We start from the raw sequence: 17,885 nt of genomic DNA, 5'->3' as shown, positions 1-17,885 counted from the left end.
GCATGAAACGGAGAAGGAAGGGTGAGCAGGCCCGCCGATGGATCGCTGGAAGAGGAAATCCGCGCCTGCAGGTTGTGTGCGGCGCGCTTTGCCGCAACCGCAACGGCACATGCGCCACGCCCGGTGGTCTGGTTCCGCCCCGGGGCGCGGGTGCTGATCGTCGGTCAGGCACCCGGCGCGCGGGTGCATGCCTCGGGCCGGCCCTTCACCGACCCCTCGGGCGACCGGCTGCGCGCCTGGATGGGGGGGGGCCCGACACGTTCTACGACCTCGCGCGGATCGCGATCGTGCCGATGGCCTTCTGCTTTCCGGGCTATGACGCGAAGGGAGCGGACCTGCCGCCGCCGGCGCTCTGCGCCGCGACCTGGCGGGCGCGGGTGATGGCGGCACTCGGCCCGATGGACCTCACGCTGCTCGTCGGCGGCGCGGCGCAGCGCTGGCACCTCGGCACGCGCGCCGTCACCGCGACCGTCGCCGCCTGGCGCGATCATGCGCCGCGCGTCTTTCCCTTGCCTCATCCGTCCTGGCGCAATACGGCATGGCTGAAACGCAACCCGTGGTTCGAGGCGGAGCTGATCCCCGCCCTGCGCGCCCGGGTGAAGGAGGTGACATGACCGAGACCCCCTATGACCGCGCCCATGCCGCGATGGAGGCCGATCCCGAGAACGAGGCGCTGCGGCTTGCCGTCTATGACCGGCTCGCCGATGCCGAGCTGTTCCTGCTGCTCGAGCATGAGCCCGACGAGGACAACGACATCATCCCGCAGCTGTTCGAGACCGAGGAGGGCGATTTCGTCCTTGCCTTCGACACTGAGGAACGGCTGGCCGAGTTCACCACCACCCCCGCGCCCTATGTGGCGCTGCCCGGCCGGGTGATCGCGCAGAACCTCGCGGGTGAGGCGGTGGGGCTCGGTGTCAATCTCGGCGTCGCCCCTTCGGCGCTGCTGCTGCCGCCCGAGGCGCTGGAGTGGCTGACCCATGCGCTGACCCATGCGCCCGAGACCACCGCAGCGCGCCCGGTGGCCTTCGATGCGCCGGCGCTGCCGCCGGCGATGCTGGCGCTGCTGCTGCCGGCCTTCGAGGCGAAATTCGACCAGCTTGCCGGGCTTGCGAGCCACGCGCTTCTGGGCGGCGTGACCTATGAGGGCGGCCGGCGCGGCCATGTCCTTGCCTTCCTCGGCGCGCCCGAGCCGGCGCAGCCCGGCATCGCCAAGGCGATGGCCGAGGCGCTCGCCTTCTCCGGGCTCGAGGCGGGCGAACTCGATGTCACCTTCCTGACCGAGGCGGACCCGGCAGCGGCAGTTCTGCTCGAGAAGGCACTGGTGCTGCACCTGCCCGAGGCGGTCGAGGAAGAGGTGCAGGAGCTGACCATCACCGCGCCGGGGATGGACCCGTCGAAACCGCCGATTCTGCGCTGAGCGGGGCAGGGGGCGCTGCCCCCTCGGCCTTCGGCCTCACCCCCGGGATATTTCGGGCGATTGGAAGGGGCAGGGCGTGCCTTCTCCGCTTCCAATTGCTGCAAATATCCTCGGGGGGTGAACCGGCCGCAGGCCGGGAGGGGGGCAGATAGCCCCCCTATCTGAGGCCGATCTCGGAGAGCGCCGCCTGCAGATCGCGCGGCAGCGGCTCCTCGCGCTCGCGCGTCGGGCGCAGATCGGCGGGTGCGTCCTCGGGTGTCAGGTAGCGCCAGCCCTGGAACGGCCGGCGCGGCAGCGCCTCGGTGCGCACGACCTCGCGGTCGAGAATGATGGCGCAGCGCGGGATGCCGTCGGCGCCCAGCACATCCTCGAGCCCGATCACCCGCTGCCGGGCCAGCACCACGCCCTTGAACACCCAATAGAGCGAGCCGCCGTCGACGAGCTCTTCGCCGCGTTTCGGGCCCATGCGGGTGACGTGGCGGGCGGGGCCCGTGCCGTACTGCTGCGCCTGCCAGTCGATCAGGTCCTCGACCTTCTCGGCGCCGACGCAGAGCTTGATCAGGTGAATCATCGCGCACCCCCGGTTTCGCGGCTTTCGACATAGGCCACAGGGCGCCGGCGGGCAACTGCACTGCGGCGCCATTTCGCGGCTGGAATCTCGCCCGGCACTCATGCTATTGTGGCCTTCTGCCCCGTCAGACACCAGATGTTCCGGGGCTTTTTCTTTTTCTGCCCCGGATGTTGCCACTGCACCGGGGCCGCCACGACAGGACCGAGGAGCCGATGACCCGATTCGCCGCCAATATCGCCGAACAGATCTGGGACATGAAATACCGTCTGAAAGAGGCCGATGGCACGCCGATCGACATCACCGTCGAGGACAGCTGGCGGCGCGTGGCGCGCGATCTCGCCTCGGTCGAGGCGGACCCGGTGGCCTGGGAAGAGCGCTTCTATGACGCACTCGAGGATTTCAAGTTCCTGCCCGCCGGCCGCATCCTCGCGGGCGCCGGCACCGGGCGCACGGTGACACTCTTCAACTGCTTCGTCATGGGCACGATCCCGGACAGCATGTCGGGCATCTTCGACATGCTGAAGGAGGCCGCGCTGACCATGCAGCAGGGCGGCGGCATCGGCTATGACTTCTCGACGATCCGCCCGCGCGGCGCCGAGGTGAAGGGCGTCGCCGCCGACGCCTCGGGCCCGCTGTCCTTCATGGATGTCTGGGACGCGATGTGCCGCACGATCATGTCGGCCGGGTCGCGCCGCGGTGCGATGATGGCGACGATGCGCTGCGACCACCCCGACATCGAGCAGTTCGTGACCGCGAAGCAGGATTCGGCGCGGCTGCGGATGTTCAACCTCTCGGTTCTGGTGACCGATGCCTTCATGGCGGCGGTGAAGGCCGATGGGCCCTGGGATCTGAAATTCGGCGGCAAGGTCTATCACACCGTGCAGGCGCGCGACCTGTGGAACAGGATCATGCGCTCGACCTATGACTACGCCGAGCCGGGCGTGATCTTCATCGACCGCATCAACAAGATGAACAACCTCGGCTATTGCGAGCAGATCTCGGCGACCAACCCCTGTGGCGAGCAGCCGCTGCCGCCCTATGGCGCGTGCCTGCTCGGCTCGGTCAACCTCGCCCGGCTGGTCACCGATCCGTTCACCCCGGCAGCGAAGCTGGACCCGGTGGCGCTCGACCGGCTGGTGCGCACCGCGGTGCGGATGATGGACAACGTCGTCGACGCCTCGCGCTTCCCGCTGCCGCAGCAGGCCGAGGAGGCGATGAACAAGCGCCGCATCGGTCTGGGCGTGACCGGGCTGGCCGATGCGCTGCTGATGCTCGGGCTGCGCTATGGCGCGGACGAGGCGGCGGCGCAGACCGAGCGCTGGATGCACGAGATCGCGCGGGCGAGCTATCTCGCCTCGGTCGAGATCGCGCAGGAGAAGGGCGCCTTCCCGCTGTTCGACGCCGAGAAATACCTCGCCACCGGCACCATGCTGCAGATGGACGAGGATGTGCGCGCGGCGATCCGCACCCATGGTATCCGCAACGCGCTGCTGACCTCGATCGCGCCCACCGGGACGATCTCGCTTTATGCCGGCAATGTCAGCTCGGGCATCGAGCCGGTCTTCGCCTATGCCTACAAGCGCAAGGTGCTGCAGAAGGATGGCTCGCGCACCGAGGAAGAGGTCGTCGATTATGCCGTGCAGATGTGGCGCGACTTGAAGGGCGATGCGGCGCTGCCCGACTATTTCGTCAACGCCCAGACCCTCGCCCCGCTCGACCACGTGCGGATGCAGGCGGCGGCGCAGAAATGGATCGACTCCTCGATCTCGAAGACGATCAACTGCCCCGAGGACATTTCCTTCGAGGAGTTCCAGAACGTCTACATGGAAGCCTTCGAGACCGGCTGCAAGGGCTGCACCACTTACCGGCCGAACGACGTGACCGGCTCGGTGCTGAGCGTGTCGGAGACCTCGGAGAAGGCGCCCGATGCCGACCGGGGCGCCGAGGTGGTCTATCTGACCGAGCCGCTCGACCGCCCCGCGGCGCTCGAGGGGGCGACCTACAAGCTGAAATGGCCGGCGAGCGAGCACGCGATCTACATCACGGTGAATGACATCGTGCAGGGCGGCCACCGGCGCCCGTTCGAGGTGTTCATCAATTCGAAGAACATGGAGCATTACGCCTGGACCGTGGCGCTGACGCGGATGATCTCGGCGGTGTTCCGGCGCGGCGGTGACGTCAGCTTCGTCGTCGAGGAGCTGAAGGCGGTGTTCGATCCGCGCGGCGGTGCTTGGATGGCGGGGCAGTACATCCCCTCGATCCTCGCCGCGATCGGGGGCGTGATCGAGCGCCACCTGATCGCCATCGGTTTCATCGCGGGCGAGGGGATGGGGCTGAAGTCCGACCCGAAGGCCGAGGTGATGGTGGTGGGCGAAGCCCCGCGCGGCCCGGCCTGCCCGGCCTGCGGCAGCTACGCGATGCGCAAGGTCGAGGGCTGCATGACCTGCGCCGACTGCGGCCATTCGAAATGCGGCTGAGGGGTGTCGGCCCCACAAGTGTGTGTAGGACCCACTAAATCTTGTCCATTTCCGGGGTAATTTGACCATTCCGGCACAGGATTAATGACCATCGGCTGCACTGCAGTCGGTGGTTTCTTTTTATTTCAATGACTTGTGTGACTGGCGGATTTGTGGCCTGTGATGCGCCGTCCTAGCGCTCCGTCCTGGTGGGCGCCGTTGACGGCCAGCCGCGCTTTCGCCATCCCTCACGGCCAATCCGGCCGGGTTCTTTCCAACATCCCCCTCCTGCAGAACCTCTGCCCGAGGGCGTGGCGCGATGCGCCGAAAGGACCTCCATGACGAAGATCAAGTTTATCGATGCCCGCTTCGCGGATCCCGACGAGAACGAGTTTGCGCTCAAGCGCCGCTTCGAGTTGCACCTGCGCAAGCTCCGTGCCCTTCAGGACGGGGTGTCCCCGAAGGTGCCGGGAGACTTCGAAGATGAGTTGCGCTGGAACGAGGACCTCATCGCCGTGCCGCTCTCGGAAAAGGACCGGGCCAGGGTGCTGCGCCGTGCGCGCCGGGTAATGGGCGCGCGTGCCAAGGCTTCCGGGCTCAGCCATCTCAGCGCGGATGACCGGCGCGCGCTCGAGGCGTTTCGTGGCGGGGCGGATCTGGTTGGCATTGCCAGCGAGCACCGTGCCGATGAGATCGCCGCCGCCATCCATGCCGAGATGCCCTGGATGGCGGCGGCGACCGACTTCCTCTGGAAAGCGATGCGCCGCTCGGTACGGGTGGGGGAGCCCGGATTCCGGCTGCCGCCCGTGCTGCTCGATGGCCCGCCGGGGATCGGCAAGAGCGTGTGGTCGCGCGAACTCGGGCGCCATCTCGGGGTGCCGCGCTGTGGCATCGAGGGAACCGCGGAGCAGGCCTCCTTCGTTGTCAACGGCTCGCAACGCGGCTGGGGCTCGGCCTTCCCGGGGCGGCCCTTGCAAACCATCGTGCAGAGCCTCTGCGCGAACCCGATCGTGGTGATAGACGAGATCGAGAAGGCCGGAACGCCGACCTCGACCAAGGGGCAGGCCTACGGCTTGGCCGAGGGGCTGCTGCCGCTGCTGGAACGCTCGTCTGCCGTGGCTTGGAAATGCCCCTACTACCAGGTCGGCTTCGACATGTCCTGGATCAGCTGGGTCCTGACCTCGAATAGTCTGACGACGCTTCCGGCCCCATTCCTGAGCCGCCTGGAGATCTTGCGTCTTGCCGGCCCCGGCAAGGGAGACCTCATCTCCTTCACGGAGCGCGAGGGCGCACGACGAGGGCTGGGTGTTGCTGCCCTGAGCGCCATCTGCGAGGTGATTGAGCAAGTTGCCGACACGCAAGAGCTCAACCCGCGCCATGTGGCCAGAATGCTGGCGAGAGCAGAGGCCATGGCAAGCAGCCCGCTGTTGCATTGAGCAGTGGGTGCAGGCGCGCGCCTTAGGTCGGTCAAGACCATAGCAGCCGCTTGGGCTGACGGCCGCACATAGCGGGTGTCGGCCCAAGCGGCATTCGTGTAAGGCGCAAATTTACGCCAGGCGCCGACACAAAGGGCGGAGAGCCGCCTGACGGCAGTGCAGCATGGCAGCCGCGGCAGAGCTGAGAAAGCGGTCATCCGCGCACGGTGCGGCGAGCCTCCTGCCCCGCGGCCACTGAGGGCGGAAAGCCGACATCCCCAGCTTAATTATAGAACGGCGATTTTGTCCCCAATCTCTGTCGGTCGCTGAACACTACTGAAACGTCGGCTCACGACAGAAACGCTCGTTCGCGAGCAGGATGACGTTTCTCTAAATTGCGCGTTGTCTTCGCTGTTCATGACAGCTTTCACGACGACGCAGTGCGAAAACCTTCCGGGGTCATCCCTGGGCTCTGTTGCACAAATCGGATGATGTCCGGGGCTCCCCTTTCCCCGGACAGACCTATCCCGCGGCCTCTGTGACAGGGATGCCGAGCGCGGTGTAGCCGTTCAGGAATGAGCCATGTCGCGCCATTGGTCCAAGCGACAATGGCGAATGATGCGGACCTGGATCTCGGCGACCTGCCGATCGAAATCCCGTGCCATGAGCCGCTGGCCCAGCAGTTTCACGCAGTGCATCCAATCGTCGGGAAAACGATCCCCCGGATCGTTTTCTGATCCTCCTCATATTTCGACGCGGCTTCGGCGGTGATATCCGCTCCATCGTCGCCAGAGTGCCCGGCCAAGGTATCTCGCGGCGCGGAGGGCCTCGTTGCGTGCCATGGCACCAGCAGTGATCACCTTCCAGGGCTTGGCGTTCCTGCGGGGCGGAATGACGGCATGAGCGCCGCGGTCGGCGATGGCGTCATGGCATTTCCGGATGTCATACGCGCCATCTGCCGTGACGCTGCCGATCTCCTAATCCTCCGGGATCTGGTCGAGCAGATCGGGCAGCACCGGCGCATCGCCGATATGGCTGCCGGTGATCTCGACGGCCCGGATCTCCAGCGTTTGCTCGTCGATCCCAAGGTGGATCTTGCGCCAGACCCGTCGTTTGGCGCCGCCATGCTTGCGGGCATGTCCCTCACCTTCGCCCTCGACTTTGATGCCCGTGCTGTCGATCAACAGGTGCAGTGGCCCCTTGGACCCGCGATAGGGGATATTCACCGCCAGGGTCTTCTGACGACGGGACAGCGTGCTGAAGTCAGGCACCGCCCAGTCGAGGCCGACCAACCGAAGCAGGCTCTCGACGAAGCCGGTCGTTTGGCGGAGCGCCATGCCGAATAGCACCTTCATGGAGAGGCAGGTCTGGATGGCGTTCGTCGGGAAAACAGTCCGCCGGACTGTTTTCCGATTCTCCTCACCGCTGAAGCTCTGCTGGCGGCCACGCCTGCCGGCACAGCCTCCCAGTTCATCTCGGGATCGAACCAGATCGTCAGCGAGCCCCGGCGCTTGAGCGCTTCGTTATAGGCTGGCCAGTTCCTGGTCTTGTAGGCCGGGGGTGTCGGTCTGCTCATGCCACCCAGCTATCAGGCTGGATTCAAAAGATGAATCCCCTCAGGGATTTGTGCAACAGAGCCCTTACGATGTGTCGTTGGGAGCGTTATGCCACCCGACATTTCATGCGTCAAGTTATACGAAAAAGTTTTTCAGATAACTCTTCAGATAAAATGTAGCGCCGACAGTCACTCTTCTTGCAGCCGGAGCGGCGCACCGCAGCACTGACATACCGGGCGCTTCGCTTTCAACTCCTCGAGGCGGTGCAGCGGCGCGCTCTCCACAAAGCGCCGAACTCTCTCAGGGTCGACGTGGGCACTCCGCGCAGACTCCCGGTAGACCAGCCAGCAATGGACGGATCCCACCACGCTGATCACCATGCCAGCTATGCAGATCAACGGACCAATCATGGGCTTCCCTTTCTGGAGGTCATCCTGGGCGCAAGCAAATGGCACGCGCCCTCAAGAGGCTGCACCCTGACCGATGGCGTGTCAAATCCGCGGAGGCATGGTCGCGTCATAGCGCCAGCGCGCGCTGCAGATCTTCATGCTCGAAGACGCTGGCCATGCGGTTGATCTCGGATGACCGTGCGGCTTCACACCAGGTAACGGTCACTACGCGCGGGGTGCTGCATCACAGCATGTCCCTCCGAGCCCAATGCCATCGAGCCAACGGCTAGGCTCAAACCCGCAGACCATCGTTTTAACCGTGGGCCCCAAGAGGGCAGGTCAATGCTGATTAGCCCACGCTCTTCGCGATCGCTTCCCTGACGCTTTGATAAAGCGAAGACCTGAACGCCTCGTCCTGACTATGCAGCTTGTAAAGTTCCAACTCCTCTTTCCGGCGCTTTAGCATGACTTCCTTCATGATCTTATCGAACGCCAAATCACGGCTGTAAGGATCAGGGTTTCCATCGAACTTCTCCTCGAAGTCTGGATGGGCCTGAACACTCTCCACTATGTTCAAGAACTTGATCCGCTGTTCTTCCGGTGTAGCGCCCCAGTCTTGAAACCAACGCTCGTTGAAGCTGCGGATGATCTCTTCGAGCGGGTCTTCCTGCACCTCTCCTTCGCGGTAGCCGCGGGGATTGGGATTCTGCGGCTCTAGTTCTGCTTCCGAACTGTCCAGGTCGATGGCATGGTTCAGCTTGGTCCTCTCCAGCCCGTACGACGACAGGTCAACGGCCTCGAGAAGCTCATCTAGGGCATCCTGGTTGGGGTCCTGGATGTTCAGCTTCGGCACCAGGAACTTCAGGAACCAGAACAGTTTCTCCCAGGCCAGAACCTCGAACGGCATGATCGCGGCCATCTGGCCGTAGATCTTGACGAATTGTTTGGCCTTGATCTTGAAGTCGATCTTCTCGGGATCATCCAGCTCCAGGCTGGTGTTGAAACGCTCAGCAGCAACATCAATGAGCGGGCTCAGCTTCTCGGCATCCTCGCCGTCGAAGAACCGCGTGCAGAATTCCTCGACCTCGGACCATTCGTACACGCCAACATCGTCCAGGGATGCCTTCAGTTCGTGCAGGACGTTGACGTCCGTCGCCTCGGACAGGGTGGTCACTGTGAAGAACGGGTCGAAGGCCGCCTTGATGTCCTCGGTCGAGTTGAAGAAATCGAGAACGAACAGGTCCTCGGTCCGCTTGCCCAGCTTCGGCGAGGACCGGTTCAACCGGGACAGGGCCTGAACCGCCAGCACTGATTGCAGCTTCTTGTCGACGTACATCGCGCATAGCTTCGGCTGATCGAAACCGGTCAGGTACTTGTTCGCGACAATGAGCAGCCGATACTCGTCCTTGTCGAATTCACCGCGGGTCTTGTCCTCCGCCACCCCGTTCATGTCGGCCTCGGTGTACTTGACCCCATCGACGTCCTTCTCGCCGGAAAAGGCGATCAGCGCCTTAAAGGGGGTGCCGCGCTTGGCAAGCTCCACCTGGACGGCCTTGTAGTACCGGATCGCCATCTCGATGTTCTGCGTGACGATCATCCCCTTGCCCTTGCCACGCAGCTTCTTCGGGTTGACCACGTTGTCGATGAAGTCATCGACCATGATCTCGGCCTTGGTGTTGATCGTCTGCTGGCTCCGCTCGACATAGGCGCGCAGCTTCTTCTGCGCCTTGGACGTGTCAAACAGGGGATTGTCCTCGATGGACTTCTGGATCTCGTAGTAGCCCTTGTAGGTCGTGTAATTCGCCAGCACGTCGAGGATGAAGCCCTCCTCGATCGCCTGCTTCATGCTGTACAGATGGAAGGGCCGGAAGCGACCGTCAGGCTGCTTCTCGCCGAACTTCTCCAGGGTGATCGGCTTCGGCGTCGCGGTGAAGGCAAAGTAGGAGGCGTTGCCGCGCATTTTCCCGGCTTTCATCGCCTTCAGGATCTTGTCCTGGTTATCCTCCTCGTCGGGATCATCGACCGGACCGCCCATGGCCTGGTTCATCTTCCCGCTCGCGAGCCCGCTCTGACCGCTGTGCGCCTCGTCGATGATCACGGCGAAGCGCTTGTGGCTGAGGTCCGCGATGCTGTCGTAGATCACCGGGAACTTCTGGATGGTCGTGATGATGATTTTCTTGCCGGTCTCCAATGCCGCCTTCAGGTCCGAGGACTTCAGGGCCGGGGCGACGATGTTCTTGACCTCCGAGAACTCCTTGATGTTGTCGCGCAGCTGCTTGTCCAACAGGCGGCGGTCGGTCACGACGATCACGCTGTCGAACAGCGGGGCGTCCAGCGCCTTTGCCCCCGGCAGGCCCAATTCCGCAGGATAGGTCTCGATCAGCTGGTAGGCGGCCCAGGTGATGCTGTTGGACTTTCCCGACCCGGCGGAGTGCTGGATCAGGTAGCTGTGCCCCACGCCCGTCTCGGCGGCGTGGGACAACAGCTTCCGGACCACGTTCAGCTGGTGATAGCGCGGGAAGATCAGCGTCTTCTTCGCCAGCGGGTCGGTCTTCTTGCCCTCCAGCAGGACGAAATGCTGGATGATCCCGGCAAGGCTCGCCGGTTGCAGCACCTCTTCCCACAGGTAGGCCGTCTTGTGGCCGTTCGGGTTCGGCGGGTTGCCCGCGCCCTCGTTGTGGCCCTTGTTGAACGGCAGGAAGAAGGTCTTGGCCCCGTCCAGCTTCGTCGCCATCCACACCTCGTCGGTGTCGGCGGTCATGTGGACCAGCACCCGGCCAAAGCGCAGCAGGGTCTGGTTTGCGTCACGCTCGCGATATTGCTTCTGGCCGTGGTAGCGGGCGGTCTGGTGGGTCCAGGCGTTCTTCAGTTCTAGGGTGACCAGCGGCAGCCCGTTGAGGAACACCACCATGTCCACCGATTCATTCGGGTTGGCGGTGCTGTGGTGGACCTGTCGGGTCACGCTCCAGATGTTGGCGGCGAAGTTGTCGTGAACCTTCTGCGCCGAGCTCGCCAGCGGCGCGGGGTACATCAGGGTGAAATGTGCGTTGTCGACGGGCAGGCCCTTTTTCAGGACATGCAGCAGCCCCTTGGACTTGATCAGCTTGTCGAGCTGGCCGGTGATCTTGGCCTGCCAGTCGGCGGGGTTGTGGCTCTTGAGCTTGTCGAGGTCCTTGGACTGTGTGGTTTCGAGGAACTCCCAGAACTTGGCGCGGTCGAACGCGAGGGGCGCGTCGAAGTCCGAGGGCTGGCCAATGCGGAAGGGGCCCGGCGCCTCGGCCCCGGCGGCCAGCTCTTCGGAGCTCGCGCCGCAGAGCCGTCGTTCGATCGCTTGTTCTAGGGCGATTTCCTTGGTGTTGCTGACCGCGACATTCATGGCTGTACTCTCACGTCATATCGCCCGGGGCCCCATGCCGGGGCCGGACACTTAAATCACCTTGATCTTTCCAGTCACCGCAGCGTTGATCAAGCTTGTCTTGTATTCCCGCAATGCGGTGATCTGGGTTTGCTTGAGATCGATGGCCCGCTCAATTGCCTCGCTGCCTGCGCGAATATGGCTCACAATAGCTTTCTGCTCCTCGATAGGGGGCATCAAAACGCTGTAGCCTTTGATGTCATCGCAAGTTATCGCCCCCTTGGTGCTTCCGTTAGAGTCGGACTGTCTCCGTAGCCAGTCATAGGCGGCGACGAAAAAATGCAGGACATATTCGTTGAACACATCGGGCGATTTGATCCGAATGTACGCGAGGTGTTGGTTGATGGTGGTCGCGATCTTGCATACGGCAACCATTCCACGCGTTTTACCTTGACCGGTAATTCCCATCACTAAGTCATTCGGCTCGACAGACGGCAAGTGGCATTCACGTTTTGCTTTCGCGGTTACGAATTGCTCTGCTTCGGTGATGATGAAATCGTTGACCTTGGAGCTATTGAGCCAGGGAATATCCCCGCCATCCCAGTAGAGCATGTTGCTGCGACTCGGAGTGGAACCGTTTCCGACAACTCCGATGTGTGAAATTTTCTTGCTCTCCCAATGCGCGGGGATCTGGCCGATCCAGTCGATGCCGCTGTCCTTCATGGGGGCGTCAGGGTTCAGACCGCGGGTGACGGCCTGCTGGATCAGGATCTGCCTGCGCTCGCGCAGGAGTGTGATCTGCTCCTCCTTGATCCGCACCGCCTCGTCAATCGTCGCGCATTTCCGATCCAGAAACGCGACGATAGCGGTCTGTTCCTCGACCGGAGGGGCAGCCAATGCAAGGTCGGCGAAGTCGTTAAAGCGGAAGTCTGTCGACCGCTCACGGATGCCTTTTGCCATCGCTACGAGCAACCCGGACAGTGCGATATGGCGCATGTAGTAGGCGTAGAAGTGTGGATTGACCCTGCCGTCTACTCTCGGAACGCAGGCGGAGTAAACGGGTGTAGATTTGCCGTCGGAGTCAGACACTCCAACAGCCCCGGCAAACGCATCCATTGCATGGATGACCAGATCGCCCTTTCGGATGCCCTGATAGCCATGTTCCTTGAGCGCGTTGGTGAAGCCCTCGGTTCGCCGGTTGGCGCGAAGGGTCACGACGCCGTCCCGGAAGCAAGTCACGATATCGTCCTCAACTCGAACGGGGCGGTCCATTTTCTTGAACAGCCATTTGCCGCGCCGGACCTTCCAGCTTGCCGGGATCGCCCCGACCCATTCGACGCCGCTGTCGTGATAGCTTTCGTATTTCGGATAAGCCGCGATGTTCATTCCGCCGGCTCCAGCTTGGTTGCGACCTCGACGCCGAGGATGTCGGCGATCAGTCCGTCCGCCTTTTCCTCCAGCGCCAGGATGTCCTGCGTCACCTCTTCGAGGCTGCGCAGCGGCTTGTGGCGGTAGAAGTACTTGTTGAAGCTGATCTCGTAGCCGACCTTGACGCTGTCGAGGTTGATCCAGGCTTCCTCCACATGCGGCTTTACCTCCGCCAGGAAGTAGCGGTGGATGTCGTCCTTCAGCGGCACGCTTTCCGCATCGCGCAGGTCAGAGGTGCTCTCGTAGGTCAGGTAGCTGCCGTCCGGCTGTCGGTACCAACCGAAATCGGCCAGATCGCCCGCCGCACAGCCCAGATGCGTGGTCAGCTCCTCGACCTCCGCGCCCGTCAGCTTGTGCTTCTTGGCGATGACCTTCTTGGCTTTCTCGTCATACCAGCTGACAGCGTTCAGGATGGCGTTCTGCTCGGTCACGCCCAGTTTGATCTTGCGCGCCTTGATCGCGGCGTTCACCGCCTTGCGGAAGGCGTTGAAATCGTCGGTCTCCTCGGGGCCGATATCAGCCATGATCTGGGTCGCGGTGGCCAGCAGGTCGCGCAGCTTGACCCAGTACTTGGTGTCGAGCAGCTTGGCCTTCGCCTTGGCGTTCAAGGTGATGCCCGCTTCCTCGCACCACGCGGTGATCGCCTTGGTCTGCTCCTTGAGGAAACCCGGCTGATAGACCTGATCGCCGTGTTCCTCGTAGAGCCATTCCATCGGCTCGCGCAGCGACCGATCGAAGCGCAGGGGGGCGAGGCGTTCGGCGCTGAAACCCGCGCGGCGGCGGTCCGGGCGTTCGATGGTGACCTTGTGGTAGCCGAAGTCCGCGTTGTCGAAGACCTGCACGGCGATGCCGGTGGGATCGTTGTTGGCATCCATCTCGCGCTCGATCGGCGCAAAGGCGAGGAAGGCGTCGGTGATCTGCTGGATGTGCTCGTCCGAGAACTCGCAGTTCTTGTCACCGAGGTTCTTGCGCAGCTTGCGGAACATGAGGTTGGCGTCGATCAGCTGGACCCGCCCGCGCCGCGCCTCGGGCTTGGCGTTGGACAGGAGCCAGATGTAGGTGGTGATGCCGGTGTTGTAGAACAGGTTGTTGGGCAGCTGGATGATGGTGTCCAGCCAGTCATTCTCGATGATGAAGCGGCGGATGTTGGATTCCCCGCTGCCCGCGTCCCCGGTGAACAGGCTGGAGCCGTTGTGGACCGACGCGATGCGCGAGCCGAGCGGGCTTGCGCTGGTGGACTTCATCTTGCTGACCATCTCCATCAAGAATAGCAGCTGCCCGTCCGAGGAGCGGGGCGTGGCGTCCATGGTCTCGACCTTGCCCCAGTAGTCGGTCAGCTCGACCTGGAAGCGGGGGTCGATGACGTCATTGCCGTCCTTGATGTACTTGACCTCGCTGTTCCAGCTTTTGCCGTAGGGCGGGTTGGACAGCATGAAGTCGAAGCGGTTGGCCGAGAATTCGTCGGTCGACAGGGTGGAGCCCACGCGGATGTTCGCGGGGTCGTTGCCCTTGATCATCATGTCCGACTTGCAGATCGCGTAGGTCTCGTCGTTGATCTCCTTGCCGTAGAGGTAGACGTCAGCGTTGGTCCGGATCGGACCGCCCGGATCCTTGATGTAGTTCTGTGCCTCGGTCAGCATGCCGCCCGACCCACAGGCCGGGTCGTAGATCGTGATGACCGGGGGGAGCCGATCCTTGATCGGGTCGAAGACGAGGTGCGTCATAAGGTGGATCACCTCGCGCGGGGTGAAGTGTTCCCCGGCTTCCTCGTTGTTCTCTTCGTTGAACTTTCGGATCAGTTCCTCGAAGACATAGCCCATACCAAGGTTGGACAGGCCCGGCAGCGTGTTGCCCTCCGGGTCCTCAATGTCGTGCGGGGTCAGGTTGATCCAGGGGGAAACGAACTTCTCGATGACGTCGAGCAGGACCTGCTTCTCCGCCATGTGGCGCATCTGCTCGAACAGCTTGAAGCGGCCAATGATCTCTTTGACGTTGTCGCTGAAGCCGTCGAGGTAGTCCTCGATGTTGGCGAGCAGGATCTGCTGATTGTTGGTGGCGGTGCCGTGCAACTTCTTCAGGGTCCACTGGCTAGTGTTGAAGAACACATATCCAGAGGCGTCCCGGAGCGGCTCGTCGTCCAGCTGCGTCGCGGCCAGATCTTCCTTCTGGTACCGGACCTCGTCCAAAACGGCGTCCTTGGTCGGCTCAAGCAGCGTGTCGAGGCGGCGCAGGACGACCATCGGCAAGATGACATCGCGGTATTTGCCGCGCACGTAGACGTCGCGCAGGCAGTCGTCGGCGATGCGCCAGATGAAGGAGACAAGGCTGTTGTGGGAAGTCTGGTTCAATGGAGGGCCCCAAAAGGTATTCGCGCGACTGTAGTCGCTTTGAGAACAGGGATAAGGGTAAGTGTCTGGCGCGGCAATGGAGCCCAAGGCGTGGCATACGTTGATGTGCTCTCAAAACCCGGACGGTCTGCGAAGCTTCCATGAGGGGCAGCAACAAGGTCTCGGCCGTTCACGCGGTGGCTTCACTACCAAGATCCACCTCCGCGTCAACGCCGCAGGCCTGCCCATGAGGCCGGACATCTCGCCGGGCCAGACGTCAGACTATCTGGGCTTCGATCTGGTCATGGACGACAACTTGCCCGAACCGAGCGTCCTGTTGGCGGATCGCGGATATGACTCTGACAAGGTTCGAGAAACCATGGAAGCGCGCAACGTCGTGCCGGTCATCCCGATGTGCAAGTCCCGAAAGCTGCGCATCGCCGTGGATCGCACCCTCTACCGATTGCGCAACCTGATCGAGCGCTGCTTCAACAAACTGAAGAACGCCCGCCGCGTCGCCACCCGCCACGACAAGACCGCCGAGAGATTCCTGAGCTTCACCGACATCACGTCGATCCGCCTCTGGCTCCGCCATTTGTCAACATGACCTAACACCACGGAGTTTTTGCAATTAATTATTTCGCCTCAGGCTACCTCCAGCCATTTAATGCCAAGTTATCCACAAATTCCGCATACCATTCTCTCCAGGCGCATACGTATTTTCCAAGTGTCATCTTATAATTCTTGGTGAGCCAGAAACACCGAGGACCGACATGAACACCAGAACCCTCTTCATCATCACCGCAGCTATGGTCTCCATGACTGCTGCCCAGACGGCATTCGCACAGGAGGCTGCGCAACTCGGCGCCAAGGTCGCCCCGGGCACATCCGTCACACTGGACAAACATGGCGTCTGCAGGGTGATCACGAACAACGGGGAAAACCCGATCATGGTCCCAGCCAATTTCCCAAAAGAATGGTACCTGGGATCAAACTCCTTCCTGGAGAATCTTTCCCGAATGGACAAGATCTCGGTCAGCAGCTGTGGCTTTGATCTGAACATGGATAGCCCATATACATACATGTGCGGTTCCGGAGATGCCCAGGCTTGCGCCCAGACTTTGGGAAGACTCCAAAGAGAAGCAGGAGAAGCGGAAATGTCGTGCGTGTCGTCGCGGCCAGCCAAATCGAAGACCATGGAATGACGTTTTCCTGGTTCCAAACGCCGGATCAAAATTACGAAACCCTCAGCGCCGTGTGCGGAAATTCGGACCTGGCTCCGGAACCCGACATCTACTGGACGATGATCTGGACCGGGAGCTATTTTGACCCACACATGATTGGGGCCGTCTACGAGTGCAGTTGACCCTGTGGTCGATTACATTCCTTCGGTAATTGCCAGCATGTCGACAGGCCCCCATGGGGAGCTTGTCGCCTGCCCCTTCAGCGACTGACCTCCAGACAGACCGTCCACGCTGAGAGCAATTACCCGACACCGTCAGAAGACGGGCCGGAAGCAACCCTCCCGCCATGACAGTTCGCTGACCACAAACTCATCGAAGGGGGCGATGCGGCCTACTCAGTTGAGAAGCATATGCCCGGTCATGGCCTCTGCCCTGGTTAACGTCCGGGGCACATGCCGCAGATTGAACTCACAGGAACACGCAACACCGGTGAGCGAAAGCCTTCCAAGCTTTCTGACGGAGGCCTTGGCATAACATCCGTAACCAGTCGAAGCATCACTCGCCGACTACGCTCTCAGGGAATGTCCGGAAGGGCTCCAAGCCTTCATGCGGCACTGCGGCAGGTCGCGTGATCGGCCTGACAGAGTAAATGACGTTCCCCCGGCCCTAAGCCGGCGGTCGAGCATGCGTCGCCGCCGCGGCGCAGCTTCCCCGAAGCGGTCGGTCGTGGCATTGTGCAGCAAAATCCGGGGCGAATGTCGCTGATCGGGACAAAACGGTCATAGGCGCTCAGCGCATTTGTCCTGCGACATCAGTTGGCTCAGGACAGCATCGGGGATCGCATCTTCTGCGTAGGTGAAGGTTCCGGACGACTTCACTTCCTGCGCCGCGCGCATCAACGCGCCGAAAGCAGCTCTCGCAAACGAGCCGCCAACGCTGATGCGCCGAACGCCGACCTCGGACAGTTCGGCGACGGTATAGGTTTTCCCCTTCAGCCCCATCACGATGTTTACCGGCTTGTCGACCGCGCGGCACACCTCTGTGATCGCTTCGATATCAGGAAGACCGGGGGCATACAAAACATCTGCGCCCGCCTCGGAAAACGCCTGAAGACGTTTGATCGTGTCATCAAGATCAGGTTTACCCCAGAGGTAGTTCTCTGCTCTTGCCGTTAGCAAAAAACGGCCTCTGCGAGCCGCTTCCGCTGCCGCTTGTATCCGTTCAATCGCTTGTGACAGCTCATAAATCGGGGTGTCTTCATTTCCCGTAGCATCCTCAATCGACCCGCCTGCCAACCCAACCTCGCAGGCCATATGGATGGTCTCTGCGCAAAACTCCGGTGCTGCGCCAAATCCATCCTCCAGGTCGGCAGAAACCGGAAGCTCTGTTGCCGTGACGATTTCAGCGGCGTTCGCAAGTAATTCACTCCGGCCAAGGCCCGCGAAGGAATCTCGCTTGCCCCTGGCGAAAGCATATCCTGCACTGGTGGTTGCAAGCGCCTCGAACCCCAAGCTGGCAAGCAGACGTGCTGAGCCCGCATCCCAAGGACTGGGAATCACAAAGGCCCGGTCATCTTCATGAAGAGCTTTAAGGCGTTCAAACTTGGTCTCTCGATTCGACATGGCTTCCTCCGCAACAGATCTAATGGCCATCGTAGCGCGGGAGAACAGAATGGGAACATAGATTTGGACGGTCCGATGCCAGCGTCCGTTCCGGGCTCGAAGCGGCCAGGCGGCGGCGCGGCGAGCCTTTCTTGAGGCCAGCGCGGCGTATCGACCAGATCGGCC

Annotated in this window: 9 protein-coding genes and 3 pseudogenes; 6 read left to right on the top strand and 6 right to left on the bottom strand. The window is 62.3% G+C overall.

Annotation, left to right across the window (positions count from 1 at the left end; genetic code table 11):
• Nucleotides 1–21 precede the first annotated feature (21 nt).
• Nucleotides 22–614: pseudogene (locus tag EOW66_RS20875) on the top strand (uracil-DNA glycosylase family protein).
• On the top strand, nucleotides 611–1,417 hold the full coding sequence (locus EOW66_RS06475) for an SseB family protein (RefSeq protein ID WP_128155614.1): 807 nt from the start codon (nucleotides 611–613) through the stop codon (nucleotides 1,415–1,417). The pseudogene EOW66_RS20875 and the gene EOW66_RS06475 overlap by 4 nt, the downstream one beginning before the upstream one ends.
• Nucleotides 1,418–1,574: 157 nt before the next feature.
• Here EOW66_RS06475 and EOW66_RS06470 read toward each other — a convergent pair whose 3' ends face one another.
• Nucleotides 1,575–1,988, bottom strand: a complete 414-nt coding sequence (locus EOW66_RS06470; RefSeq protein ID WP_128155613.1) for a DUF1489 family protein — start codon at nucleotides 1,986–1,988, stop codon at nucleotides 1,575–1,577.
• Between the two features lie 212 nt (nucleotides 1,989–2,200).
• Here EOW66_RS06470 and EOW66_RS06465 point away from each other — a divergent pair, with 212 nt between their 5' ends.
• Together EOW66_RS06465 and EOW66_RS06460 are read left to right on the top strand one after the other, a co-directional pair.
• On the top strand, nucleotides 2,201–4,465 hold the full coding sequence (locus EOW66_RS06465) for an adenosylcobalamin-dependent ribonucleoside-diphosphate reductase (protein ID WP_128155612.1): 2,265 nt from the start codon (nucleotides 2,201–2,203) through the stop codon (nucleotides 4,463–4,465).
• A gap of 317 nt (nucleotides 4,466–4,782) precedes the next feature.
• On the top strand, nucleotides 4,783–5,880 hold the full coding sequence (locus tag EOW66_RS06460; protein WP_128155611.1) for an AAA family ATPase: 1,098 nt from the start codon (nucleotides 4,783–4,785) through the stop codon (nucleotides 5,878–5,880).
• A 501-nt stretch (nucleotides 5,881–6,381) separates the two neighbouring features.
• On the opposite strand, the pseudogene EOW66_RS06455 reads toward EOW66_RS06460, so the two are convergent.
• The 4 genes and pseudogenes from EOW66_RS06455 to EOW66_RS06440 form a co-directional block, all read right to left on the bottom strand.
• A pseudogene (locus EOW66_RS06455) lies at nucleotides 6,382–7,435 on the bottom strand (IS5 family transposase).
• Nucleotides 7,436–8,153: 718 nt separating this feature from the next.
• Nucleotides 8,154–11,180 carry a type I restriction endonuclease subunit R gene (locus EOW66_RS06450; RefSeq protein ID WP_128155610.1) on the bottom strand — a complete coding sequence of 1,009 codons (3,027 nt, stop codon included), beginning with the start codon at nucleotides 11,178–11,180 and terminating at the stop codon, nucleotides 8,154–8,156.
• 51 nt (nucleotides 11,181–11,231) lie between these two features.
• Nucleotides 11,232–12,545 carry a restriction endonuclease subunit S gene (locus EOW66_RS06445; RefSeq protein WP_128155609.1) on the bottom strand — a complete coding sequence of 438 codons (1,314 nt, stop codon included), beginning with the start codon at nucleotides 12,543–12,545 and terminating at the stop codon, nucleotides 11,232–11,234.
• Nucleotides 12,542–14,935, bottom strand: a complete 2,394-nt coding sequence (locus EOW66_RS06440; RefSeq protein ID WP_128155608.1) for a type I restriction-modification system subunit M — start codon at nucleotides 14,933–14,935, stop codon at nucleotides 12,542–12,544. The genes EOW66_RS06445 and EOW66_RS06440 overlap by 4 nt, the downstream gene beginning before the upstream one ends.
• A gap of 151 nt (nucleotides 14,936–15,086) precedes the next feature.
• Here EOW66_RS06440 and EOW66_RS06435 point away from each other — a divergent pair.
• Nucleotides 15,087–15,521, top strand: a pseudogene (locus tag EOW66_RS06435) (IS5 family transposase); the annotation flags it as partial.
• Between the two features lie 166 nt (nucleotides 15,522–15,687).
• The gene (locus EOW66_RS06430; protein ID WP_128155607.1) at nucleotides 15,688–16,119 is read left to right on the top strand and encodes a hypothetical protein; all 432 of its coding nucleotides are present in this window, start codon (nucleotides 15,688–15,690) and stop codon (nucleotides 16,117–16,119) included.
• 758 nt (nucleotides 16,120–16,877) lie between these two features.
• Here the strand turns inward: EOW66_RS06430 and EOW66_RS06425 are convergent.
• A complete protein-coding gene (locus tag EOW66_RS06425) occupies nucleotides 16,878–17,720 on the bottom strand; it encodes an isocitrate lyase/PEP mutase family protein (protein WP_128155606.1) in 843 nt (280 codons plus the stop codon).
• Nucleotides 17,721–17,885: the final 165 nt, after the last annotated feature.

Origin of the sequence: Paenirhodobacter huangdaonensis (assembly GCF_004022465.1) — a bacterium.
In the GTDB taxonomy this organism is placed as follows: Bacteria; Pseudomonadota; Alphaproteobacteria; order Rhodobacterales; family Rhodobacteraceae; genus Rhodobacter; species Rhodobacter huangdaonensis.
This window is presented reverse-complemented; position numbering and strand designations above follow the sequence as displayed.

What these genes read in the sequence shown, in the direction of transcription:
- EOW66_RS06425 (WP_128155606.1), bottom strand. Translation starts at nt 17,720, where the DNA reads ATGTCGAATCGAGAGACCAAGTTTGAACGCCTTAAAGCTCTTCATGAA.
- EOW66_RS06470 (WP_128155613.1), bottom strand. Translation starts at nt 1,988, where the DNA reads ATGATTCACCTGATCAAGCTCTGCGTCGGCGCCGAGAAGGTCGAGGAC.
- EOW66_RS06475 (WP_128155614.1), top strand. Translation starts at nt 611, where the DNA reads ATGACCGAGACCCCCTATGACCGCGCCCATGCCGCGATGGAGGCCGAT.
- EOW66_RS06465 (WP_128155612.1), top strand. Translation starts at nt 2,201, where the DNA reads ATGACCCGATTCGCCGCCAATATCGCCGAACAGATCTGGGACATGAAA.
- EOW66_RS06445 (WP_128155609.1), bottom strand. Translation starts at nt 12,545, where the DNA reads ATGAACATCGCGGCTTATCCGAAATACGAAAGCTATCACGACAGCGGC.
- EOW66_RS06430 (WP_128155607.1), top strand. Translation starts at nt 15,688, where the DNA reads ATGAACACCAGAACCCTCTTCATCATCACCGCAGCTATGGTCTCCATG.
- EOW66_RS06450 (WP_128155610.1), bottom strand. Translation starts at nt 11,180, where the DNA reads ATGAATGTCGCGGTCAGCAACACCAAGGAAATCGCCCTAGAACAAGCG.
- EOW66_RS06460 (WP_128155611.1), top strand. Translation starts at nt 4,783, where the DNA reads ATGACGAAGATCAAGTTTATCGATGCCCGCTTCGCGGATCCCGACGAG.